This window comes from Tabrizicola sp. (genome assembly GCF_041919135.1).
GTDB lineage: Bacteria > Pseudomonadota > Alphaproteobacteria > Rhodobacterales > Rhodobacteraceae > Tabrizicola.
This window is the reverse complement of record NZ_JAYRUJ010000007.1, coordinates 121,879-144,052: the sequence shown is the minus strand read 5'-3', so window position 1 is coordinate 144,052 and position 22,174 is coordinate 121,879. Positions and strand designations below refer to the sequence as shown.

The window sequence follows — 22,174 nt, the reverse complement described above, 5'->3', positions numbered from 1 at the left end:
GCAGTGCCACCCTACCGGGCCGCGCGGAAGTGGCCGGCGACCAGCTGGGTCAGGCGGCGGTGCAGCGGCAGGGTCCGGTGCCGGATATGGATCGCCGCGAACACCGGCTGGCGCAGCTCCGGCGCGTCCTCCACCGCCATGAACCGGCCGCCCGCGATCAGCTCGCCCAGGGTCTTTTCCAGCACATAGCCCGACCCCCCCATCGCCGTCAGCAGCGAGACCACCGACCCCGACTGCCCGACCGAGACCGGCGAGGCGGCCAGTTCGGGGGTGAGCTGGCGGTGCATCTCCTCGAAGGCGGGCGAGAAATGGGCGAAGACGAAGCGGTCGGGCCGCACCCCGGCCAGCCGCGCCGTCTCGGTCGAGACCATGCGGTAGATCACGTCGCCCACGCTTTCGAAATGCAGGTCCGGGTGTGGCTTCGGCGAGAACATCACCGCGAAGTCGAGGATGCCGGTCAAGAGGTCGGCGCACATCTGGTTGGAGTAGTCCGGCTCGATGTAGAAGGCGGTCTGCGGCAGGGCGGCGCGGAACTCGGCCACCCAGTCGCCCAGATAGACCGCGGCGAGGTCGTTCTGGATGCCCAGCCGCAACAGCTGCTCGGCGCCATGCGGGATGCGGATGCGGCGGCGGGCCTCGTTCCATTCATGCCGCAGCGCGCGGGCATGCGGCTCGAACCGCTTGCCCTCGGGCGTGAGATCGGTGCCCGCGCGCGAGCGGTCGAAGAGGCGCGAGCCCACCGCCTGCTCCAGCGCCGTGACACGGGCCGAGACGGTGGACTGGGTGATCCTGAGCCGCTCGGCCGTGCGGTGGAAGCTGCGGGTCTCGGCAAGGTCGAGGAAAGTGTCGAGAAGGTCGATCTGCATGTCGGGCCGTGGCGCTTGTGGCAAGCCCCGGGGGCGCTTCGCCCCCCGGACCCCCAGAGGATATTTGGAAACAGAAGATGGTTCTTGATCGGGTTTGTCGATCAATACCCCGGTCCGGGCCGAATTGAAAGCGGCCGCGTGGCGGCGGATAGTGGCGGCAGGTCAGGGGAGACGATCATGGCGGAATTTGCGCGGGCGCGGGTGGTGATCATCGGCGGGGGGGCGGTGGGGGCCTCGGCGCTGTATCATCTGGCGAAGGCGGGCTGGACGGACTGCCTGCTCTTGGAGAAGAACGAGCTGACGGCAGGGTCGACCTGGCACGCCGCGGGGAACGTGCCGACGTTTTCGGCCTCCTGGTCGATCATGAACATGCAGCGGTACTCGGCCGACCTTTACCGGGGTCTTGGCGAGGCGGTGGACTATCCGATGAACTACCATGTCACCGGATCGCTGCGCCTGGCCCATTCGAAGGAGCGCCTGCAGGAATTCAAGCGCGTCGTCGGCATGGGGCGCTATCAGGGCATGGACCTGACCATCCTGTCGCCGGAGGAAATCCGCATCAAATATCCCTTCGTCGAGACCCACGACCTGACCGGGGCGCTCTACGATCCCTATGACGGCGACATCGACCCGGCCCAGCTGACCCAGGCGCTGGCCGCCGGGGCCCGCCAGATGGGCGCCCGGATTGAACGCTTCTGTCCGGTGACGGCGGCGAAGTGGAGCGGCAGCGAATGGGTGCTGTCGACGCCGAAGGGCGAGGTCCGCGCCGAATATGTGGTGAACGCGGGCGGCTATTACGCCGCCCATGTCGGCGCGATGTTCGGCCGCCGGGTGCCGATGATGGTGATGAGCCACCAGTACATGCTGTTCGACACCATCCCGGAACTGGAAGCCTGGTCGAAGGAGGTGGGCCACAAGCTGCCGCTCCTGCGCGACGTGGATTCTTCCTACTACCTGCGGCAGGAGAAGATGGGCTTCAACCTTGGCCCCTACGAGGACCCCTGCCGCGCGCATTGGGCCACGCCGGACGACCCGATGCCGGAGGATTTCTCCTTCCAGCTGTTCCCCGACGATCTGGAGCGGCTGGAATGGCATATCAACGACGCCATGGCGCGGGTGCCTCTGTTGCAAAAGGCCAACCTGACCAAGGTGATCAACGGCCCGATCCCCTATACCCCCGACGGCAACCCGCTGATCGGCCCGATGCCGGGCGTCCCGAACGCCTTCGAGGCCTGCGTCTTCACCTTCGGCATCTGCCAGGCGGGCGGCGCGGGCAAGGTGCTGGCGGAGTGGGTGACGGAAGGCGGCACCGAATGGGACATGTGGTCCTGCGACCCCCGCCGCTTCACGGGGTGGGAGGATCACGACTATCTCGTCGCCAAGGGCAAGGAAGTCTACGGCCACGAATACGGCATGCATTTCCCGATGGCCCGCTGGCCCGCCGCGCCCGACCGCAAGCTTTCGCCGGTGCATGAGAAGCTGAAGGCGAGGGGCGCCCAGTTCGCGCCCTACAACGGCTGGGAACGGGCGGAATGGTTCGCCCAGCCGGGCGATGACACCTCCTGGGAGGCGACGCAGACCTGGGGCCGGGCAGGCCCTTGGGAGAAGCGCATCCGCGCGGAATGTGAAGCCGTGCGCGACGGGGTCGGGGTGCTGGACCTGCCGGGCTTCACCCGGTTGCGTCTGACGGGACCGGGGGCGCGGGCGCATCTCGCTTCGCTTACCGCCTCGAAACTGCCGCAGCCGGGGCGCACGGGGCTGCTCTACTTCGCCGATGATCGCGGCCGGATCGTCACCGAGATGACCTGCCTGCCGTTCTCGGATGAGGATGTCGGCGTGATCACCGCCGCCGTCGCGCAAAGCCACGATGCCGACATCCTGCGCAAGGGCCTGCCGGAAGGCGTGACGCTGGAGGACTGGACCGACAGGATCCACTGCTTCATCGTTACCGGCCCCAAGGCGCGCGACCTCCTTGCCCCGATCACGGAAGGCGACCTGACCCTGCCCTGGCTCTCGGTGCAATACTTCGCCAAGGTGGCGGGGAAGGATGTGGCGCTGGTGCGGGTCTCCTTCGCCGGGGAACTGGGCTGGGAAATCCATTGCGACCGGGGCGATGCGCCGGCGATCTACGACGCGCTGCTGGCGGGCGGGGCCAAGCCCTTCGGGATGAAGGCGCTGAACAGCTTGCGGATCGAGAAGGGCTACCGCGCCTGGAAGGGCGACCTTTCCACCGACTATTCGCTGCTGGAGGGTGGGCTGGAGCGGTTCATCGACTGGGGCCGTGACTTCCCCGGCAAGACGGCGCTCGCCGCCGAAAAGCAGCGCGGGGTGAAGAAGCGTTTCGTCTCGCTGAAGGTCGAGGCGGGCGAGGCGGATGCGCCCTACATGTCGACGCTCTGGCACGAGGGCCAGGTGGTGGGCGAAACCACCTCCGGCGCCTGGGGCTACCGCGTGGGGCATTCGATGGCGCTGGGGATGCTGCGGGCGGACCTGGCCCATGCCGGGACGGAGGTCGAGGTGGAAATCTTCGGCGACCGGGTCAAGGCCACCGTCCTGCCCGACGGCCCGGCCTGGGACGCGAAGAACGAGCGCATCCGCGCGTGACGGCGGGCGGACCGGGGGCCAGCCCCCGGACCCCCGGGATATTTGGACCAGTATGAAAGACAAGGGCTATGGCCGAGATTCAGACGAAAGCGCGGGCGGTGGTGATCGGGGGCGGGGTCTCGGGCTGTTCGGTGGCCTATCACCTGGCCAAGGCGGGCTGGACCGATGTGGTGCTGCTGGAGCGGCGGCGGCTGACCTCGGGCACGACCTGGCATGCGGCGGGGCTGATCGGGCAACTGCGCGGCAGCGCGAACATGACGCGGCTCGCGAAATATTCCGCCGATCTCTACCGTGGGCTTGAGGCCGAGACCGGCGTCGCCACCGGCATGAAGCAGGTGGGCAGCATCTCGGTCGCGCTGACGAAAGAGCGGCATGAGGAGCTGCTGCGCCAGGCCACCGTCGCGCGCATCTTCGACGTGGAAGTGCATGAAATCAGCCCGCAGGAAGCCAAGGCCAAGTATCCCCACCTGAACATCGACGGCGTGGTCGGCGCGGTGGCCCTGCCGCTGGACGGCCAGTGCGACCCGGCCAACATCGCCATGGCTTTGGCCAAGGGCGCGCGGATGCGGGGCGCGAAGATCCATGAGATGACCCGGGTTACCCGCGTGACGACCGCCAACGGCCGGGTGACCGGGGTGGATTACGAGACCGAGGCCGGGCCGGGCCATATCGAGGCCGATGTGGTGATCAACTGCGGCGGCATGTGGGGGCGCGAACTGGCGGGCCAGAACGGCGTCACGCTGCCCTTGCACGCCTGCGAGCATTTCTACCTGGTGACCGAGCCGGTGCAGGGCCTGGGCGACCTGCCGGTGCTGCGGGTTCCCGACGAATGCGCCTATTACAAGTCGGACGCCGGCAAGATGATGCTGGGGGCCTTCGAGCCCAAGGCCAAGCCCTGGGGGATGGAGGGGATCCGCAAGGACTTCGAGTTCGACACGCTGCCCGAGGACTGGGAGCATTTCATGCCCATCCTGGAAATGGCGACCAACCGGATGCCGCTGTTCGAGACCGCGGGCATCCACACCTTCTTCAACGGCCCCGAAAGCTTTACCCCCGACGACCGCTACTACCTGGGCGAGGCGCCGGAGCTGAAAGGCTATTGGATCGCGGCCGGCTACAACTCGATCGGGATCGTGTCCTCGGGCGGCGCGGGGCAGGCCCTGGCACACTGGATCACCGAAGGCGAGGCACCCTTCGACCTCTGGGAGGTCGACATCCGTCGCGCGCAGCCGTTCCAGAAGAACCGCAAGTATCTGAAGGAGCGGGTGACCGAGACGCTGGGCCTGCTCTATGCCGACCACTTCCCCTATCGCCAGGTCGAGACCGCGCGCGGGGTGCGGCGGTCGCCGATCCACGACCATCTCAAGGCGCGCGGCGCGGTCTTCGGCGAGGTGGCGGGCTGGGAGCGCGCGAACTGGTTCGCGACCGAGGGGCAGGAGCGGGAATACCGCTATTCCTGGAAGCGGCAGAACTGGTTCGAGAACCAGAAGGCCGAACACATGGCCGTGCGCGAGCGCGCGGGCCTGTTCGACATGACCAGCTTCGGCAAGATCAGGGTGGAAGGGCGCGATGCCTGCGCCTTCCTGGAACGCATCTCCTCGGCGCAGATGGACGTGGCGCCGGGGCGGATCGTCTACACCATGTTCCTGAATGAAAACGGCGGGATAGAGGCCGACCTTACCGTGACGCGCCTGTCCGGGACCGCCTATCTCGCCGTGGTTCCCGGCGCGACCCTGCAACGCAACCTCGCCTGGATGCGCGCCCAGCTCGGCGAGGATTTCGCGGTCATCACCGATGTGACGGCGGCGGAATCGGTCCTCTGCCTCATGGGCCCGCAATCGCGCGAGGTGCTGGCCAAGGTCTCGCCGAACGACTTCAGCAACGCGGCGCATCCCTTTGGCACCGCGCGGGAAATCGAGATCGGCCTCGGGATCGCCCGCGCCCATCGCGTGACCTATGTCGGCGAGCTGGGCTGGGAGCTTTACGTCTCGGCCGACCAGACCGCGCATGTCTTCGAGGCATTGATGGAGGCGCAGCCCGACCTGAAGCTCTGCGGTCTCCACACGCTCGATTCCTGCCGGATCGAGAAGGCCTATCGCCACTGGGGCCATGACATCACCGACGAGGATCATGTGCTGGAGGCGGGCCTCGGCTTTACCGTCAGCCGCAAGAAGCCGGCCTTCATCGGCCGCGAGGCGGTGCTGCGCAAGGAGCAGGCCGGGCTGGACCGCCGCATGGTCCAGTTCCGCCTGAAGGACCCCGAGCCGCTTCTGTTCCACAACGAGGCCATCGTCCGCGACGGGCGGATCGTCGGGCCCGTCACCTCGGGCAACTACGGCCATTTCCTGGGCGGTGCCATCGGCATGGGCTATGTCCCGGCCAAGGGGCAGAGCGAGGATGACATCCTGTCCTCGCGCTATGAGATCGAGGTCGCGGGCCAGCGGCACGAGGCGATCGCCAGCCTGGCGCCGATGCATGACCCGGCCAGCGAACGGGTCCGCGCATGACGCTCGCAGCCCGGCACCAGGCCTTTCACGACCTGCACCAGTCGGGCTGTTTCGTCATTCCGAACCCCTGGGACCGGGGCAGCGCGCGGATGATGGCGGCGCTGGGGGCAAGGGCGCTGGCAACCTCCTCGGCCGCGCATGCCTTCACCCTTGGCCGCCCCGACCTGGGCGGGGTCAGCCGCGACGAGGCATTGGCCCATGCCCAGGACCTGCTGGCCGCGACCGGCCTGCCGGTCTCGGGCGATTTCGAGAACGGTTTCGGCGATGCCCCCGAGGTGGTGGCCGAAACCGTGCGACTGGCGGGTGAGGCGGGGCTTTCCGGGATCAGCGTCGAGGATACCCGGATCGCCCCCGGCGCGCCCGCCTATGACTTCGGCCTCGCGGTCGAGCGGATCCGGGCCGGGGCTGCCGCGGCCCGGGCGCTTGCCCGCCCCTTCGTCTTCTGCGCCCGCGCCGACGGGGTGATGCACGGCAGCTATGCCCTGGCCGAGGGCATCCGCCGCTTGCAGGCCTTCGAGGCGGCGGGGGCCGACCTCCTTTACCTGCCGGTGCCGCCGGGCCGCGCGGAACTGGCGCAGGTGCTGGCCGCCGTCACGAAACCCGTCAACGCCCTGGCCGCCGGGCCGCTGAAGGCCATGACCGTGGCCGAACTTGCCGCCATGGGCGTCCGCCGCATTTCCACCGGCAGCCAGATCGCCCGACTTGCCCATGCCGCCATTCGAGATTCTGTCGGCGCGATGCTGGGGCGGGGCAGTTTCGCCCCCCTCGCCGGCACCGCCAGTGGCGACGAGATCGACGCACTTCTTCTCAAGGGGACCCCCAATGACCGAGATCGGTGATATCTGCGAACCCGCCCGCGCCCGTCGTTCCGGGGGCCGTCAGGCCCGGGTGGCCCTGCGCGCGGCCCCCCTGGCCGAGGATGTGCGGCCGGTGAGGCCCGGCCTGCCGGGCGGCCAGTACAAGCCCCTGACCGAGGCGGGCGTGCAGCAGATCCACGCCGCCGCGCTGGATGCGCTGGAGCAGATCGGCCTCAGCCAGGCCCCGCCCTCGGGCGTGAAGCTTCTGACCGAGGCGGGGGCGATCCAGGGCGACGACGGCCGCATCCGCTTTCCCCGCGCCCTGGTCGAGGACATGCTGGCCAAGGCCGCGCGCAACATCACGCTGCATGCCCGCGACCCGAAGCACGACCTGCATCTCAGCGGGACGAACGTCCACTATGGCACGGCGGGGGCGGCGGTGCATATCGTCGATCCGGTGACGCTGGACTATCGCGACTCGACCGCGCAGGACCTTTATGACGCGGCGCGGCTGGTGGACAACCTGGACAATATCCACTTCTACCAGCGCACCATGGTCTGCCGCGACGTCCCCGACAACAAGGACATGGACCTCAACACCCTTTACGGCTGCCTGGCCGGGACGACCAAGCATGTCGGCACCTCCTTTTCCGACCCGTCCCATGTCGCCGACTGCTTCGAGATGCTCTACATGGTCGCGGGCGGCGAGGAGAAATGGCTGGAGCGGCCCTTCGTTTCGAATTCCAACTGCTTCGTCGTTCCGCCGATGAAGTTCGCCGAGGAATCCTGCATCACCATGGAGGACTGCATCCGGCGCGGGATGCCGATGCTGCTGCTCTCGGCCGGGCAGGCGGGGGCGACCAGCCCAGCCCCGATCGCGCTGACCATCGTGCAGGCGGTGGCCGAATGCCTGGCGGGCGTGGTCTATGTCAATGCGATCAAGCCCGGCGCCCCGGCGATCTTCGGCACCTGGCCCTTCGTTTCCGACCTGCGGACCGGCGCGATGTCGGGCGGCAGCGCCGAACAGGCGCTTTTGACCGCCGGCTGCGCGCAGATGCACCGCTACTATGACCTGCCCGGCGGGGCGGCCTCGGGGATCTCGGATTCCAAGCTGCCCGACATGCAGGCCGGGTGGGAACAGGGGATCACCAATGCGCTGGCCGGGCTCGCGGGCCTCAACATGTGCTACGAGGCGGTGGGGATGCATGCCTCGCTGCTGGGCTTCTGCCTGGAAAGCCTGGTCCTGGGCGACGACCTTCTCGGCCAGGCGATGCGACTGGTGCGGGGGATCGACGTGACGCCCGATTCCACCAGCCTTGACGCGATGAAGGAGGTCTGCCTCGGCGGGCCGGGCCATTACCTCGGCTCGGACCAGACGCTGAAGCTGATGCAGACCGAATACATCTACCCCAATGTCGGCAACCGCATGTCCCCGAAGGAATGGAACGAGGCCGGCAAGCCCTTGCTGCTTGACACGGCCATCGCGCGCAAGAACTCTATCCTCGCCAGGGCGGGTTGCCGTGTCGATCCCGAGATCGACCGCGCCATCCGCGCCCGCTTCAACATCTGCTTCAAGTGAGGTCGCAATGATCCCCGCCAACATGCTGAAATTCTACATCAATGGCCAGTGGGTCGACCCGATCTCGACCGCGCGCCTCGGGGTGGAAAACCCCGCGACCGAGGAGATCGTCTGCGAGGTCGCCATGGGCAACCGCGAGGACGCCGACCGCGCCATCCTGGCCGCCCGCGCGGCCTTCGACGGCTGGACCTATACCCCGGTCAAGGACCGCATCGCGCTGGTGAAGCGGATCCTCGAGGTCTACAACGAACGCTACGAGGATTTCGCGCAGGTGATGTCCACCGAGATGGGCGCGCCGATCACCTGGGCGCGCAATGCCCAGGCCTGGGCCGGCCAGGTCCATATCGAGGCGACGATCAAGGCCGCCGAGGAGATGGTCTGGGAATACAACCGCGGCACCACCCGGATCGTCTACGAGGGGATCGGCGTCTGCTCGCTGATCACGCCCTGGAACTGGCCGATGAACCAGATCGCCTGCAAGGTCGCCCCGGCGCTGATCGCAGGCTGCACCATGGTGCTGAAACCCTCGGAGATCGCGCCCTTGTCCGGCACGCTCTTCGCCCAGGTCTGCCATGACGCGGGCGTGCCGCCGGGCGTCTTCAACCTGGTCCACGGCGCCGGGCCCGAGGTCGGCGCGCGGATGTCGGAACACCCCGAGGTCGACATGGTCAGCTTCACCGGCTCGACCCGCGCCGGGACCGCCATCGCCGCCGCCGCCGCCCCCACGGTCAAGCGCGTGGCGCAGGAACTGGGCGGCAAGAGCCCGAACATCATCCTGCCCACCGCCGACATCGCCGAGGCGGTGGCCGCCGGCGTCAACGCCGTCATGTCGAACACCGGCCAGTCCTGCGACGCGCCGACCCGGATGCTGGTGCCCCGCGGCCGCCAGGCCGAGGCGCTGGCCGCCGCGAAGGCCGCCGCCGAGGCGATCATCGTGGGCGATCCGCGCGACGAGGCCACCGTCCTTGGCCCGCTGGTCTCGAAACTCCAGTTCGACAAGGTCCAGCGCCTGATCCAGGCCGGGATCGACGAGGGCGCGACCCTGGTCACCGGCGGCGTTGGCCGCCCGGCGGACCTGAACCGCGGCTGGTTCGTGCGGCCCACGGTCTTCGGCGACGTGGTCAATTCGATGACCATCTCGAAGGAAGAGATCTTCGGCCCGGTGCTGGCGATCCAGCCCTACGACTCGATCGAGGACGCGATCCGGCAGGCCAATGACACGGTCTACGGCCTTGCCGCCTATATCGCCGGCCCGGTCGAGGATGCGAAGCCGGTGGCCCGCAAGCTGCGCGCCGGGACCGTGAACCTGAACTATCCCGACTGGGACACCTCCGCGCCCTTCGGCGGCTACAAGCAGTCCGGCAACGGCCGCGAATATGCCGACTGGGGCATCCACGACTTCTGCGAGGTCAAGGGCATCGTCGGCTACGGAGAGTGACCGAAATCCGAACGGATTTCGGCACGATTTCCGTTCGGAAATCGGCGCGGGGAGGTGAGCGATGCGCTATGGCTACATCGGGCTGGGAAATCTGGGTGGCCACCTCGCGGCCAGCCTGCTGAAAGCCGGGCACGAGGTCACCGTCTATGACCGCAACCCCGCCCTCGCCGAACGGCAGGCGGCGCTGGGGGCGCGGGTCGCGCCCTCGGTCACGGCGCTGGCGGGCGAGGTGGACCATGTCTTCACCTGCCTGCCATCCCCCGCCGCCTCCGAGGCGGTGCTGGCCGAGCTTCTGACCGGCCTGAAGCCCGGCGCCACCTGGATCGAGAACTCCACCCTCGGCCGCGACGACGTGCTGCGGCTCGCGGGCCTGGCGCGGACCGGCGCGGTCCGGCTTCTCGAGGCGCCGGTGACGGGCGGCGTCCATCTTGCCGCGCGGGGCGAGATCACGGTTCTGGTCGGCGGCGAGCAGGAGCTTTTCGACCTCCACCGCCCGGCGCTCGCGGTCCTGGGGCAACGCATCTTCCACATGGGGCCGCTCGGCTCGGCGGCGGTGATCAAGGTGATCACCAACATGCTGGCCTTCATCCATCTCAAGGCCACCTCCGAGGCCTTGATGCTGGCCAAGCGCGGCGGGCTTGACCTCGGCCAGTCCTGGCAGGCGATCCAGGCCTCCTCGGGCAACAGCTTCGTGCATGAGACCGAGGGCGCGCTGATCCTGAACGGGTCCTACGACATCGCCTTCTCGGTGGATCTGGCGCTGAAGGACCTGGGCTTCGCCCTTGGCTTCGGCAAGGAATTCGGCGTGCCGCTCGACCTCGCCTCGATCACCAACCAGACCTATATCGCCGCGAAGGCGGCCTATGGCGGCGAGGCGCAGTCGCCGATGATCGCCAGACTGCTCGAGGACCTTCTCGGCACCGACCTGCGCGCGCCCGGCTTTCCGGCCCGGCTGGAGTGACCCATGCCCGATGACACCGCCCGCCGCGCCGCGCGGCTTCTGCACCACCGCAAGGCGGGACTTGCCCCCGGCGAGCCGATCGCACCGCCGATCACCCCGGCCACGACCTTCCACCTGCCCGCGAACGGCACCGGGGCCTATGGCTATGCCCGCGCCGGCAATCCCGGCTGGAGCGAGCTTGAAGCCCAACTCTCGCTGCTGGAGGAGGCCGAGACCGTCGTCTTCCCCTCCGGCATGGCCGCGATCTCGGCCGCGCTCTTCGCCTGCCTCAAGGCGGGCGACCGGGTGATCCTGCCCGCCGACGGCTATTACGTGACGCGGGTGCTGGCGACGGATTTCCTGCGCGGGCTGGGCGTCACGGCGGATTTCCTGCCGACCACGGGCTATGACACGGCCGATTTCAGCGGGGCGGCGCTGGTCTATATGGAAACGCCGTCGAACCCCGGTCTCGAGGTCTGCGACATAAGCGCGGTCGCGGCGCGGGCGCGTGCGGCGGGGGCGCGGGTGGTGGTGGACAATACCACGATGACCCCGTTCCTGCAGCGCCCGCTGGACCTTGGCGCCGATCTGGTCGTCGCCGCCGACACCAAGGCCCCCGGCGGTCATTCCGACCTCCTGGCCGGCCATGTCGCGGGGCGCGATCCGGCGCTGGTGGCGCGGGTGCGCGACTGGCGGCGGCTTTCCGGCGCGACGCTGGGGCCTTTCGAGGCCTGGCTTCTGCACCGGGGACTCGAAACGCTGGAATTGCGGCTGGAGCGGATGTGCGCCTCGGCCCGGACCATCGCCGAACGGCTTGCCGCCCATCCCGCGGTGCGCGACCTGCGCCATCCCGGCCTGCCGGGCGATGCATCGCACCGGCTGGTCGGCAGCCAGATGGCCAACGGCGGCTTCCTGATCGGCTTCACCCTGGCCGATGCCGGGGTGGCCGAGCGGTTCCTGTCCGCCTGTCCCTATCTGGCGCAATCCACCAGCTTCGGCGCGACCCATTCCTCGGCCGAACGCCGCGCGCGCTGGGGCGATGCGGTGCCCGAGGGTTTCATCCGCCTGTCGGTCGGGATCGAGCCGGTCGAGGAGCTTTGGCGCGGGATCAGCGGCGCGCTGCCTGGGTAAGGGGCCAAATTTCTTAAGCAAGAAATTTGACAAAATCCTTGCTCAAGGATTTTCGATCCCCGCTCAGAGCCCGTCGATGATCCGGGCGGCCTCGGCCCGGGGATCGGCCAGCTTCGTCCGGTCCTCGCCGGGGAAGAAGCGGGCGCGGGTCGCGGTCGGCATTCCCGCCGGGGTCGCGATCACCACGCGGGGGCCGTGCTTCGCGTTCTCGGCCTGCCAGCTTTGCGCCAGCGCGATCTGCGCCGCCTTGGTCGCGCCGTAGGCGCCGAAGAAGGGCTTGCCCGCCTGCGGATCATCGAGGAACAGCGCCGTGCCCCGATGCGCCTTCAGAAGCGGCTCGACCATCGGGATCAGCATCCCGGTGGCGCGGGTGTTGGTGGCCAGCGATTTGTCCCAGTCCTTCTGGTCGAGATGCCCGGCCGGGGCCAGCGGGGCGGCATGGATCGCGGCATGGACCCAGAGCCCCAGCCCGCCCCAGCGGTCGTGGATGGACCGGCACAGATGCCGCATCGCATCGTCCTTGGTCACATCCATCGGCGCGAGCGTCAGCCCGCCCGCCCCCGGCAGGCCCGCCGCCTTCACCCGGTCGTCCAGTTCCTCGAGCCCGCCGACGGTGCGGGCCACGGCCACCACCTGCCAGCCCCGGAGCGCGAGTTGTTCGGCGATGGCGGAACCCAGTCCGCGCGAGGCGCCGGTGACGAGAGCGATCTTCTGGGTCATGCGCAGTCCTTTGTGGCGGCGTCGGAGCCTCCGGCGGGAGTATTTTTGAAAAGAGCAAATGGCAAGGGGGAGTTGCCCGGACCCTTGCGACCTCAGCCCGTCGGGGGGAGATGCTTCCGCTCACTAAGCCCCATTTATCGCGCTTTATAATCTCACACTTGGGAGAAGTGATGCTGATGTTTTTCCCAATCTGTAGGAGGCACGGGGATTTCGCAATTTTGGAATACACTAAAACCGAGCCACCGATTACTGTATAATGGTAACTCTCCCGCCAAGAACGCGAAAAAACCTTGCGGATTCATCGCTGCGAGAAGGCCATTGTGCAATATCGGCAGTTCGGCCCGCCCGGAGTATCCCTTGGGATTTGGCCATGAGGCAAAGTCCTCGCACAGCCTCAGAAAGTAGGCGTAAGTTTCTTCGGGGAGGAAGCAGGTAACAAAGAGGCGATTCTCATACACGGACAAGATCGTCTTGCAGTCCTCACTTTCAACCTTAGCAAGTCCCCTCAGTCTAAGTTCATCCGAATAACTTAGGCTAGCATCCTTCGAGGTCCCCGGGCGCCAGTCCAGTGTCACTGAGTAGGTTGACAGGTCAATTGTAGCGTCCTGCAATAAGTCCAATTCCGATGCCCGGCCGGTTGGATCATATGCCGGTGTTAGGTCGATCCATTTTGGGTCCAGGCTGAAGGAACTTTGAGGTCTGCGTCCGGGTTCCATAGGGCAGTCGAGCGACGAAGACCTGAGACCAAACCCAACCCGATCACCTGCGAAGGAGATTCGCATCGTCACTCGGCCGCCTTCATCTGGAAGCCTTCCTCGATCTTGTCCGAGGGGGCGACCGGATAGTCGCCCGAGAAGCAGGCGTCGCAGAACTTCGGGTTGGCCGGGTCGCGGCCCGCGGCCTCGCCGGCGGCGCGGTAGAGGCCGTCGAGCGAGATGAACTTCAGGCTGTCGACCCCGATCCAGTCGCGCATCTCGTCCTCGCTCATCGTCGCGGCGAGGAGTTTCGAGCGTTCGGGCGTGTCGACGCCGTAGAAGCAGGGCCAGGCCGTGGGCGGCGAGGCGATGCGGAAATGCACCTCGGCCGCTCCGGCCTCGAGGATCATGTCCTTGATCTTGCGGCTGGTGGTGCCGCGCACCACGCTGTCGTCGACCAGGATCACGCGCTTCCCTTTGATCAGCGCGCGGTTGACGTTCAGCTTCAGCCGCACGCCCATGTTGCGGATATGGTCGGTCGGCTCGATGAAGGTCCGGCCCATGTACTGGTTGCGGATGATCCCCATCGCATAGGGGATGCCGCTTTCCTGGCTGTAGCCGATGGCCGCCGGGGTACCGCTGTCCGGCACCGGGCAGACGAGATCGGCCTCGACCGGGGCCTCGCGCGCCAGTTCCACGCCGATCTGGCGGCGGGTCTCATAGACCGAACGCCCGCCGATGATGCTGTCGGGGCGGCTGAAATAGACGTTCTCGAAGATGCAGAAACGGGGTTTCGCCGGGGCGAAGGGGCGGGTGGAGTTCACCTTGTTGCCCTCGATCACCACCATCTCGCCCGGCTCGATCTCGCGGACGAATTCGGCGCCGATGATATCCAGGGCGCAGGTCTCGGAGGACAGCGCCCAGCCGTGGTCGCCAAGCCGGCCCAACACGAGGGGACGCACGCCAAGGGGGTCGCGGACGCCGATCAGCTTGGTCCGGGTCATGGCGACCACCGAGAACGCGCCCTCGACCCGGCGCAGCGCATCCTTGATCCGCTCGGAAAGGTTCTGCTGGATCGAGCGCGCCATCAGGTGGATGATGCATTCGCTGTCCGAGGAGGACTGGAAGATCGACCCGCGCTCGATCAGCTCGCGCCGCAGCGCCGCGGCATTGGTCAGGTTGCCGTTGTGCGCGATCGCGCAGCCGCCCATCGAGAATTCGCCGAAGAAGGGCTGCACGTCGCGGATCGCGGTCGCGCCCTTGGACCCGGCGGTGGAATAGCGCACATGGCCGATGGCAAGCGCCCCCGGCAGGGTGTCCATCACATCGGCCTTGGTGAAGTTGTCGCGGACATAGCCGAAGCGACGGGCCGAGTTGAAGCCATGGTCGGGATGATGGCTGACGATCCCCCCGGCCTCTTGCCCGCGGTGCTGCAGCGCATGCAGGCCGAGCGCCACGAAGTTCGCCGCATCGGCGACACCGACGACGCCGAAGATCCCGCATTCCTCCTTCAGCTTGTCGTCGTCGAAGGGGTGGGAGCGGAAAGGAGCCATACGTCCGAATCCTGTCTGGGCCGTTCAGGGCAGTTGCGGCTGATTTAAGTCAGCCGCGTCGCCGTGTCACGCCCTGAAACGCCGGATTGCGGCCCGATCACCCGTTCGTGGCCGGGGCGGCGGGGGCCGGGGCAGCCGGGGCAGGGGCCGGGGTCGCCGGCTCGGGTGCGGCGCCGGTGGCGCAGATATTGGTCAGGTCGTTGTAGCGGTCCACGATCCAGCCCGGAGCATCGGTGGGGATGTTCTGGTCGATCTGGGCCTGGAAATTGGCGAAGACCAGCGCGGTGCGCGAATTGTCCACCATCGGGATCGCCTGGTCCGACAGCACCCGGTCATAGACGATGAAGCCGATCGCGATCAGCAGGACGCCACGCGCCACGCCGAAGAGGAAGCCGAGCGCCTGGTCGATGCCACCGATCGCCGACCGCTGCACCGCGCCGGAAAAGAGCGGGGTGAACAGCGCGGCAACGATCAGGCCGACCACGAAGACCCCGGCAAAGGCCGCGACCACCGAAAGCTCGCAGCTGTCGGAGAGGAACTCGCCCACCACCGGCAGTTCCTTGACCAGGGGCTGCACCCCGGGGGCGAAGTAATAGGCGGCGATGGCGGCGCCGATCCAGCCGACGATCGCCATCAACTCGCGCACCAGCCCGCGCGAGAAGGCGAGGATCGCCGAGACGAGGATGATGAGCGCCGCACCACCGTCAACCGCGGTCAAGTTTTCCATCTTCTGTCCCCATTCCGTTCTTCTGCATGGGCTTATCCCGCCCCGAACATTTCGCCGACGAAGGCGGTCAGGTCGGGCATCGCCCGGATCTGCATGCCCGCGCCGCCCTCGATCTTGGATTGCGAGGGCAAGGTCGCCTGTGAGAAACCAAGTTTGCTGGCCTCTTTCAATCTGTTTTCCGTCTGGCCCACGGGACGCAAGGCCCCCGAGAGGCTGATTTCCCCGAAAAGCACCATTTCTGGCGGAATTGCCACATCTTCCCGGGCCGACAGGAGCGCCCCCGCCACCGCCAGATCGGCGGCCGGCTCGCTGACCCGCAGCCCGCCGGCCACGTTCAGGAACACGTCCAGCCCGGTGAAGGGGATGCCGCACCGCGCCTCGAGCACCGCAAGGATGGTCGAGACCCGGCCCCCGTCCAGCCCCACCACCGTCCGGCGCGGGCTGGCGAGGGTGGAGGGGGCGACAAGGGCCTGGATTTCGGTCAGGACCGGCCGCGTGCCCTCGATCCCGGCGAAGACGGCAGAGCCGGGGGCAGGCTGGTCGCGGTTGGCCAGGAACAGGGCCGAGGGGTTCGGCACCTGCGCCAGACCGCCGCCGGTCATCTCGAAGACGCCGATCTCGTCCGCCGGGCCGAAGCGGTTCTTCACCGCGCGCAGGATGCGGAACTGGTGGCCGCGCTCGCCCTCGAAGTACAGCACGGTATCGACCATATGCTCGACCACGCGGGGCCCGGCGATCTGGCCCTCCTTGGTGACATGGCCGACCAGGATCACCGCCACGCCGCGCCGCTTGGCGAAGGTCACCAGCTCATGCGCCGCCGCCCGGACCTGGGAGACCGAGCCGGGCGCGGCCTCGACCTGGTCCAGCCACATGGTCTGGATCGAATCGATCACCGCCAGGGCAGGCCGCTCGGAATCCAGCGTCGTCAGGATGTCGCGCAGGTTGGTCTCGGCCCCAAGGCCGACCGGAGCATCCGAAAGCCCCAGCCGCTGCGCCCGCATCCTGACCTGGGCCGAGGCTTCCTCGCCCGAGATATAGAGGCATTTCAACCCCCTGCGCGCGAAACTTGCCGCGGCCTGCAGAAGAAGCGTCGACTTGCCGATCCCCGGATCGCCCCCGACCAGGATCGCCGAGGCCGGGACCAGCCCGCCGCCCAGCACCCGGTCCAGCTCGTCGATGCCCGAGGAGGCGCGGGGTGGCGGCGCTTCCTCGGTGGCAAGGTCGGTCAAGGGGATGGCGCGCCCCCGCGCCGCCAGCGCCCTGGGGCCGGTGGAGAGCGGCGCCTCCTCGACGATGGTGTTCCACCCGCCGCAGGCATCGCATTTGCCCGCCCATTTGCGATGGCTCGCACCGCAGGCCGAGCAGGTGAAGGAGGCTGTCTGTTTCATCAGGCGCGACAATGCCGGGAATATTGGGCAGCATCAAGGCAAGGAGCGCGCCGGAAATCGTTCGATTTCCGGGACGATTTCCGTTCGGAAATCGCGCCCCGCTCAGCCGTCCCGCCTCGACCGCCAGGAAATCAGCGCCGAGGCCAGCACGCAGCCGGTGAAGAGGTAAAGCCCCCAGGCCACTTCCACCGTCACCATGCCCGCGCCCTTGGCGATCACGACATAGAGCGCAACCAGGAAGACATCGGCCATGGCGAGCTTGCCCAGGATCTCCAGCGCCGGAAGCACGCGCGGCGACAGCAGGTTCCAGTGCAGAAGCGCCAGGCCGATGGTCTTGGCATAGGGCGCGAAGACCGCAAGGAAGGTGACGAGAAGCGCGAGCGCCGCGTCGGATTCCCAGAGGGACTGCAGCCCGGTGATCACGCTGATCTCGTCCATCCCGAAGATCGGCAGGATCGCCGCGCGGAGAAGGGGGGCGAACCAGGCGATGGGGAAGAGGAGGAGGAGGGCGAGGTTCAGGTATTTCAACGGCGTCCCCCTGTGGCTGGTGTCGGACCGGGGGTTTCACACCCCCGGACCCCCGTGGAGTATTTGGAAAAAGAGCAAGATCAGCCCGCGTTCAGCGCAGGCTCTCGATCGGTCCTTCCGCCCTTCCGTGGATGAACTGCTGGACATAAGGGTCTGGCGTCGCGTCCAGGTCCGAGACCGGCCCGGTCCAGCGGATCACCCCGCCATGCAGCATCGCCACATTGTCGGCGATCGCCCGGACCGAGGTCATGTCATGCGTGATCGTCATCGCCGTCGCGCCCATCTCGGTCACGATCTCGCGGATCAGCGCGTTGATCACGCCGGCCATGATCGGGTCGAGGCCGGTGGTCGGCTCGTCGAAGAAGATGATCTCGGGCTCGGCGGCGATGGCGCGGGCGAGGCCCACGCGCTTCTGCATCCCGCCGGAAAGCTCGGCCGGGTAGAGATCGGCAACGGCGGGCTTCAACCCCACGCGGCGCAGTTTCTCGACCGCGACCTCGCGCGCCCGGTCCTTGGGCAGGGCCGTCGCGCCGCGCATCAGGCGGAAGGCGACGTTCTCCCAGACCCGCAGGCTGTCGAACAGCGCGCCGCCCTGGAACAGCATCCCGAAGCGCGACAGGAAGGCGTCGCGGTCGGCCCGGGTCACGTCCTGCCCGTCCAGCGTGATCGCGCCGGAATCGGGCCGCACCAGCCCCAGGATGCATTTCAGCAGCACCGACTTGCCCGTCCCCGAGCCGCCGATGATCACCATCGACGTGCCCGAGGCCACGGTCAGGTTCACCCCCTGCAGGACCCGGTTGGCGCCGAAATGCTTGTGGACCTCGCGCAGCTCGATCATGTGGTGAAGAAGACCTCGGTCAGGACATAGTTCGCGGCCAGGATCAGCACGCTGGCCGAGACCACCGCCGCCTTGGTCGCCGCCCCCACGCCCTGCGCGCCCCGCGCCGAGTTCATCCCGTGATAGCAGCCCATCAGCGCCACGATGAAGCCGAAGACCGCGCCCTTGACCAGGCCCGAGCCGATGTCCCAGCCCTCCAGGAAATCGACCGTGTTCTTCAGATAGGCGGCCGAGTTGAAATCCAGCCGGGTGATCCCCACCAGCCAGCCGCCCATGATCCCGATGGCATCGCCCGCCGCCACCAGCACCGGCATCGCCAGCGTCGCGGCCAGCACGCGCGGAACGGCAAGATATTTCAGCGGGTTGGTCGAAAGCGTCACCAGCGCGTCGATCTGTTCGGTCACCTTCATCGTGCCGATCTCGGCCGCGATGGAGGAGGCCACCCGCGCCGCCACCATCAGCCCGCCCAGCACCGGCCCCAGTTCCCGCGTCATGCCGATGGCGACGATGGAGGGCACCACGGATTCGGCGTTGAAACGCGACCCGCCGGCATAGATCTGCAACGCCAGCGCGCCGCCGGTGAAGATCGCGGTCAGCCCGACCACGGGCAGCGAGAACCAGCCGATCTGCAGCACCGCCAGCCCCAGCTCGCGCAGGTAGAAGGGCGGGCGCAGGATGTGGCCCAGCACGCTTGCGGCAAAGAGCGCCACCCGTCCCAGGGCGGCCAGCGCCTGCAGCACCGGGCGGCCGAGGGCGCCGAAGGCTGCGGTCACGCGCCGCGCTCCTGGTGGCGGCGCTGGTAGCGGCGGCCGAGCGAGGTCAGCATCTCGTAGCCGATGGTCCCGCCCACCCCCGCCAGCGCATCCACGCCCTGATGCGGGCCCAGGATGTCCAGGCTGCGCGGCACTTCCGGCAGATGGGTGATGTCGACCGTGATCACGTCCATCGACACCCGCCCGACCAGCGGGCAGGGCGTGTCGCCATCCCAGAGCCGCGCCTTGTTCGACAGCGTGCGCGGCAGCCCGTCGGCATAGCCGCCGCCGACGGTGGCGATCACCGAGGGCCGCTCGGCCACCCAGGCGCAGCCATAGCCCACCGCCTCGCCGGGCTCGACCTCGCGGGTCTGGATCACCGGCAGCGAGAGCGTGACCACCGGCTGCGCCGCCACATGCGGCAGGCCGCCGAAAAGGCCGACGCCGGGGCGCGTGAGGTCGAAGTGATAGCGCGGGCCGAGAAGGATCCCGCCCGTCGCGGCCAGGCTGCGCGGCAGGCCGGTGCCGTCGGTCATCGCATGGAAGGTGGCAAGCTGCGCCTCGTTCAGCGGATGCTGCGACTCATCGGCGCAGGCGAGGTGGCTCATCAGCAGCTCCGGCCCCGCCTCCAGCAGGATCGGCGCCACCGCCTGCCATTCCAGCATCTCGACGCCCAGCCGGTTCATGCCGGTGTCCAGCTGCACGCCGAAGGCATGGCCGGGCAGGGCCTCCAGATGCCGGGTGATCTGTTCCAGGCTGTTCAGCATCGGCGTCAGATCCAGGTCGTGGATCATCTCGGTATCGCCCGCCATATGGCCCGAAAGCACTGCAACCTGCGGTCCCGGCCCCAGAGCCTGGCGCACCGCGGCCCCTTCCTCGGCATAGGCCACGAAGAACCGCCGCGCGCCCGCATGGGCCAGCGCGCGCGCCACCCGCGTCACGCCCAGCCCATAGGCATCGGCCTTCACCACCGCGGCCGTCTGCACGCCGGGGCCGGTCATCCGGTCCAGGGAACGCCAGTTCGCGGCTATCGCATCAAGGTCAATCGTCAGGGTTGCAGTCGACATTCCCGCTGTTTCGGCCGGGCCGCTCGCGGGGTCAAGGGAAATTCGGCCGCGCCGCCCGCCCTTGTCCTTTCCGTGCCGCCGGGCGAGTGTAGCCCTGCATCAGCCATGTCGGAGAGTCGGTCTTGACCACCGCCGGACACAGCCACGCACACAGCCATGCCCACGAGGGCGAGACCGCGCGGCTATACCTGACCGTCCTGTGCTGGATCGGCCTGACCATCGCCACGGTCGATGCCTTCCTGCATCCGCTGCCGCCCGGCCTCACCTGGACCGCGCTTCTCCTCGCCTTCCTGACCGGGGGGCTACCCGCCGCCCGCTCGGCCCTGGAGGAGCTGTGGCAGGACCGCAAGCTCGACATCGACCTCTTGATGGTGGTCGCCGCCCTGGCCGCCGCTGCGGTGGGCGCCTTCCTGGAAGGGGCGGTGCTGCTGGCGCTCTTCTCGCTGTCGCAGACGCTCGAACACCGCGCCATGGGCAAGGCCCGCCGCGCGGTCGAGGCGCTGATGCAGCTGCGCCCGGAAACCGCGCTGCGCCAGGGGCCCGGCGGGGTCGAGGAGGTCGCGGTCGAGGTGCTGGTCCCCGGCGACCGGGTGATCCTGCGTCCCGGCGCGCGGGTGCCGGTCGACGGCCGGGTCGTCGCCGGCTCGGGCCATATGGACGAAAGCACCGTGACCGGCGAGTCGCTGCCCGTCCGCAAGGAATTGGGCAATCCGGTGCATGAGGCGACGGTGAACCTGGACGGCATTCTCACGGTCGAGGTGCTGCGCCCGCTCGCCACCAGTACGGTGGCGCAGATGATCCGCCTGGTGACCGAGGCGCAGGCGATGCGCTCGCCTTCGGAACGCTTCTCCGACTGGTTCGGCCAGCGTTACACGATCTTCGTCCTCCTGGGCTCGGCCCTGTCCTTCCTCGGCTTCCGGCTCTGGGGCCTGCCGGGGGGCGAGGCGCTTTACCGCGCCGCGACGGTCCTGGTCGCGGCCAGCCCCTGCGCCGTGGTGATCTCGGTCCCGGCCGCGATCCTTTCGGCGCTTTCGGCGGCGGCGCGCGGGGGGGTGCTGTTCAAGGGCGGCGCGGCGCTGGAAGGGCTGGCCGAGGTCCGGACCTTCGCCTTCGACAAGACCGGCACGCTGACCACCGGCGAAGCGGCCGTGACCGGCCTGCATGCCCTTGACGGCGGCGAGGAGGAGTTCCTGGCCCTGATCGCCGGGCTCGAGGCGCATTCCGAACATCCGATCGCCGCCGCGATCCTGCGCGAGGCCGCCCGGCGCGGCGTCACCCCCGCCCGGATCAGCGACATGCGCTCCTTCCCCTCCGAGGGGATCACCGGCTGGGACGCAGGCGGGCCGCTCTGGGCCGGCAACGCCAGGATGCTGGCCCGCGTCGGGGCCGCGATGCCGCCCGATTTCGCCGCGATGGAAACCGGGGCCGAGACGCTGGTCCTCCTCGGCCGCGGCGCGCATGTCCTTGGCGCGGTGACCGTCGCGGACGAGCCGCGCACCACCTCCGCCCCCGCTCTGGCCGCGCTCAAGGCCAGCGGCGCCGAGATACTGATGATGACCGGCGACCGCCGCCCGGTGGCCGAGCGGATCGGCATGGGCCTCGGCCTCGCGCCCGACGAGATCCACGCCGCCCTCCTGCCGGCCGACAAGGTCAAGCTGGTGAACGAGGCCGCCACGCGCGGCCGGGTGGCCTTCATCGGCGACGGGGTGAACGATGCCGCGGCCCTGGCGCGGGCCGATGTCGGCGTCGCCATGGGCGTCGCGGGCAGCGAGGTGGCGCTGCAGGCCGCCGATGTCGCGCTGATGGCCGAGGACCTGCGCAAGCTGGCCGCCGCCCAGGCGCTCGCCCGCCGGACCGCGCGGATCATCCGGCAGAACCTCACGCTGGCGCTTGGCGCGATGGTGGTTCTGGTCGCCGGCGGCCTCTTCTTCGAACTGCCGCTGCCCCTGGCGGTGATCGGGCATGAGGGCGGGACGCTTCTCGTCGTGCTGAACGGCCTGCGCCTCCTCGCCGACCCGATCCGCACCCGGTCCCCCGCGTAGGG

General features: G+C 68.5%; 17 protein-coding genes. 8 read left to right on the top strand and 9 right to left on the bottom strand.

Going from position 1 to position 22,174, the window contains the following annotated elements; translation table 11 throughout:
- Positions 1 to 11 precede the first annotated feature (11 nt).
- Entirely contained in the window at positions 12 to 866 is an 855-nt protein-coding gene (locus ACE3UA_RS07680) for a LysR family transcriptional regulator (RefSeq protein WP_374643830.1), read from the bottom strand.
- A gap of 177 nt (positions 867 to 1,043) precedes the next feature.
- Here ACE3UA_RS07680 and ACE3UA_RS07675 point away from each other — a divergent pair, with 177 nt between their 5' ends.
- From ACE3UA_RS07675 to ACE3UA_RS07645, 7 genes are all read left to right on the top strand, one after another.
- Positions 1,044 to 3,470 carry an FAD-dependent oxidoreductase gene (locus tag ACE3UA_RS07675; protein ID WP_374643829.1) on the top strand — a complete coding sequence of 809 codons (2,427 nt, stop codon included), beginning with the start codon at positions 1,044 to 1,046 and terminating at the stop codon, positions 3,468 to 3,470.
- Between the two features lie 68 nt (positions 3,471 to 3,538).
- The gene (locus ACE3UA_RS07670) at positions 3,539 to 5,977 is read left to right on the top strand and encodes an FAD-dependent oxidoreductase (protein WP_374643828.1); all 2,439 of its coding nucleotides are present in this window, start codon (positions 3,539 to 3,541) and stop codon (positions 5,975 to 5,977) included.
- Complete coding sequence (locus ACE3UA_RS07665) at positions 5,974 to 6,816, top strand: oxaloacetate decarboxylase (RefSeq protein WP_374643827.1); 843 nt, start codon at positions 5,974 to 5,976, stop codon at positions 6,814 to 6,816. The genes ACE3UA_RS07670 and ACE3UA_RS07665 overlap by 4 nt, the downstream gene beginning before the upstream one ends.
- A complete protein-coding gene (locus ACE3UA_RS07660) occupies positions 6,800 to 8,353 on the top strand; it encodes a trimethylamine methyltransferase family protein (protein ID WP_374643826.1) in 1,554 nt (517 codons plus the stop codon). Before ACE3UA_RS07665 ends, ACE3UA_RS07660 begins: the two co-directional genes overlap by 17 nt.
- A 7-nt stretch (positions 8,354 to 8,360) precedes the next feature.
- Positions 8,361 to 9,791 (top strand): aldehyde dehydrogenase family protein, encoded by a 1,431-nt coding sequence (locus ACE3UA_RS07655; RefSeq protein WP_374643825.1) that lies wholly within the window; start codon positions 8,361 to 8,363, stop codon positions 9,789 to 9,791.
- A gap of 61 nt (positions 9,792 to 9,852) precedes the next feature.
- Positions 9,853 to 10,752: an NAD(P)-dependent oxidoreductase gene (locus ACE3UA_RS07650; protein WP_374643824.1), complete on the top strand. Its 900-nt coding sequence runs from the start codon at positions 9,853 to 9,855 to the stop codon at positions 10,750 to 10,752.
- 3 nt (positions 10,753 to 10,755) lie between these two features.
- On the top strand, positions 10,756 to 11,862 hold the full coding sequence (locus tag ACE3UA_RS07645; protein ID WP_374643823.1) for a cystathionine gamma-lyase: 1,107 nt from the start codon (positions 10,756 to 10,758) through the stop codon (positions 11,860 to 11,862).
- Between the two features lie 63 nt (positions 11,863 to 11,925).
- On the opposite strand, the gene ACE3UA_RS07640 is transcribed toward ACE3UA_RS07645, so the two are convergent.
- The 8 genes from ACE3UA_RS07640 to alr all read right to left on the bottom strand — a co-directional run bounded on the left by ACE3UA_RS07640 (position 11,926) and on the right by alr (position 20,130).
- Positions 11,926 to 12,582 carry an SDR family NAD(P)-dependent oxidoreductase gene (locus tag ACE3UA_RS07640; protein ID WP_374643822.1) on the bottom strand — a complete coding sequence of 219 codons (657 nt, stop codon included), beginning with the start codon at positions 12,580 to 12,582 and terminating at the stop codon, positions 11,926 to 11,928.
- 784 nt (positions 12,583 to 13,366) lie between these two features.
- Positions 13,367 to 14,830: an amidophosphoribosyltransferase gene (gene purF, locus ACE3UA_RS07635; RefSeq protein ID WP_374643821.1), complete on the bottom strand. Its 1,464-nt coding sequence runs from the start codon at positions 14,828 to 14,830 to the stop codon at positions 13,367 to 13,369.
- A 97-nt stretch (positions 14,831 to 14,927) separates the two neighbouring features.
- A complete protein-coding gene (locus tag ACE3UA_RS07630) occupies positions 14,928 to 15,557 on the bottom strand; it encodes a CvpA family protein (protein ID WP_374643820.1) in 630 nt (209 codons plus the stop codon).
- Between the two features lie 32 nt (positions 15,558 to 15,589).
- Positions 15,590 to 16,945: a DNA repair protein RadA gene (gene radA / locus ACE3UA_RS07625; RefSeq protein WP_374643819.1), complete on the bottom strand. Its 1,356-nt coding sequence runs from the start codon at positions 16,943 to 16,945 to the stop codon at positions 15,590 to 15,592.
- A 102-nt stretch (positions 16,946 to 17,047) separates the two neighbouring features.
- Positions 17,048 to 17,473 carry a paraquat-inducible protein A gene (locus ACE3UA_RS07620; protein ID WP_374643818.1) on the bottom strand — a complete coding sequence of 142 codons (426 nt, stop codon included), beginning with the start codon at positions 17,471 to 17,473 and terminating at the stop codon, positions 17,048 to 17,050.
- Between the two features lie 91 nt (positions 17,474 to 17,564).
- The gene (locus ACE3UA_RS07615; protein ID WP_374643817.1) at positions 17,565 to 18,311 is read right to left on the bottom strand and encodes an ABC transporter ATP-binding protein; all 747 of its coding nucleotides are present in this window, start codon (positions 18,309 to 18,311) and stop codon (positions 17,565 to 17,567) included.
- On the bottom strand, positions 18,308 to 19,084 hold the full coding sequence (locus ACE3UA_RS07610) for an MlaE family ABC transporter permease (protein WP_374643816.1): 777 nt from the start codon (positions 19,082 to 19,084) through the stop codon (positions 18,308 to 18,310). The genes ACE3UA_RS07615 and ACE3UA_RS07610 overlap by 4 nt, the downstream gene beginning before the upstream one ends.
- Positions 19,081 to 20,130, bottom strand: a complete 1,050-nt coding sequence (alr, locus tag ACE3UA_RS07605; protein ID WP_374643815.1) for an alanine racemase — start codon at positions 20,128 to 20,130, stop codon at positions 19,081 to 19,083. Before alr ends, ACE3UA_RS07610 begins: the two co-directional genes overlap by 4 nt.
- Positions 20,131 to 20,252: 122 nt before the next feature.
- On the opposite strand from alr, the gene ACE3UA_RS07600 reads away from it, so the two are divergent.
- Positions 20,253 to 22,172, top strand: coding sequence for a heavy metal translocating P-type ATPase (locus tag ACE3UA_RS07600; RefSeq protein ID WP_374643814.1), 1,920 nt, complete (start codon positions 20,253 to 20,255; stop codon positions 22,170 to 22,172).
- Positions 22,173 to 22,174 lie beyond the last annotated feature (2 nt).

Coding starts and splice junctions, on each gene's coding strand:
- ACE3UA_RS07665 (WP_374643827.1), top strand. CDS start 5,974: ATGACGCTCGCAGCCCGGCACCAGGCCTTTCACGACCTGCACCAGTCG.
- ACE3UA_RS07675 (WP_374643829.1), top strand. CDS start 1,044: ATGGCGGAATTTGCGCGGGCGCGGGTGGTGATCATCGGCGGGGGGGCG.
- ACE3UA_RS07650 (WP_374643824.1), top strand. CDS start 9,853: ATGCGCTATGGCTACATCGGGCTGGGAAATCTGGGTGGCCACCTCGCG.
- ACE3UA_RS07630 (WP_374643820.1), bottom strand. CDS start 15,557: ATGGAAAACTTGACCGCGGTTGACGGTGGTGCGGCGCTCATCATCCTC.
- ACE3UA_RS07680 (WP_374643830.1), bottom strand. CDS start 866: ATGCAGATCGACCTTCTCGACACTTTCCTCGACCTTGCCGAGACCCGC.
- ACE3UA_RS07615 (WP_374643817.1), bottom strand. CDS start 18,311: ATGATCGAGCTGCGCGAGGTCCACAAGCATTTCGGCGCCAACCGGGTC.
- ACE3UA_RS07670 (WP_374643828.1), top strand. CDS start 3,539: ATGGCCGAGATTCAGACGAAAGCGCGGGCGGTGGTGATCGGGGGCGGG.
- ACE3UA_RS07660 (WP_374643826.1), top strand. CDS start 6,800: ATGACCGAGATCGGTGATATCTGCGAACCCGCCCGCGCCCGTCGTTCC.
- ACE3UA_RS07655 (WP_374643825.1), top strand. CDS start 8,361: ATGATCCCCGCCAACATGCTGAAATTCTACATCAATGGCCAGTGGGTC.
- purF (WP_374643821.1), bottom strand. CDS start 14,830: ATGGCTCCTTTCCGCTCCCACCCCTTCGACGACGACAAGCTGAAGGAG.
- radA (WP_374643819.1), bottom strand. CDS start 16,945: ATGAAACAGACAGCCTCCTTCACCTGCTCGGCCTGCGGTGCGAGCCAT.
- ACE3UA_RS07640 (WP_374643822.1), bottom strand. CDS start 12,582: ATGACCCAGAAGATCGCTCTCGTCACCGGCGCCTCGCGCGGACTGGGT.
- ACE3UA_RS07645 (WP_374643823.1), top strand. CDS start 10,756: ATGCCCGATGACACCGCCCGCCGCGCCGCGCGGCTTCTGCACCACCGC.
- alr (WP_374643815.1), bottom strand. CDS start 20,130: ATGTCGACTGCAACCCTGACGATTGACCTTGATGCGATAGCCGCGAAC.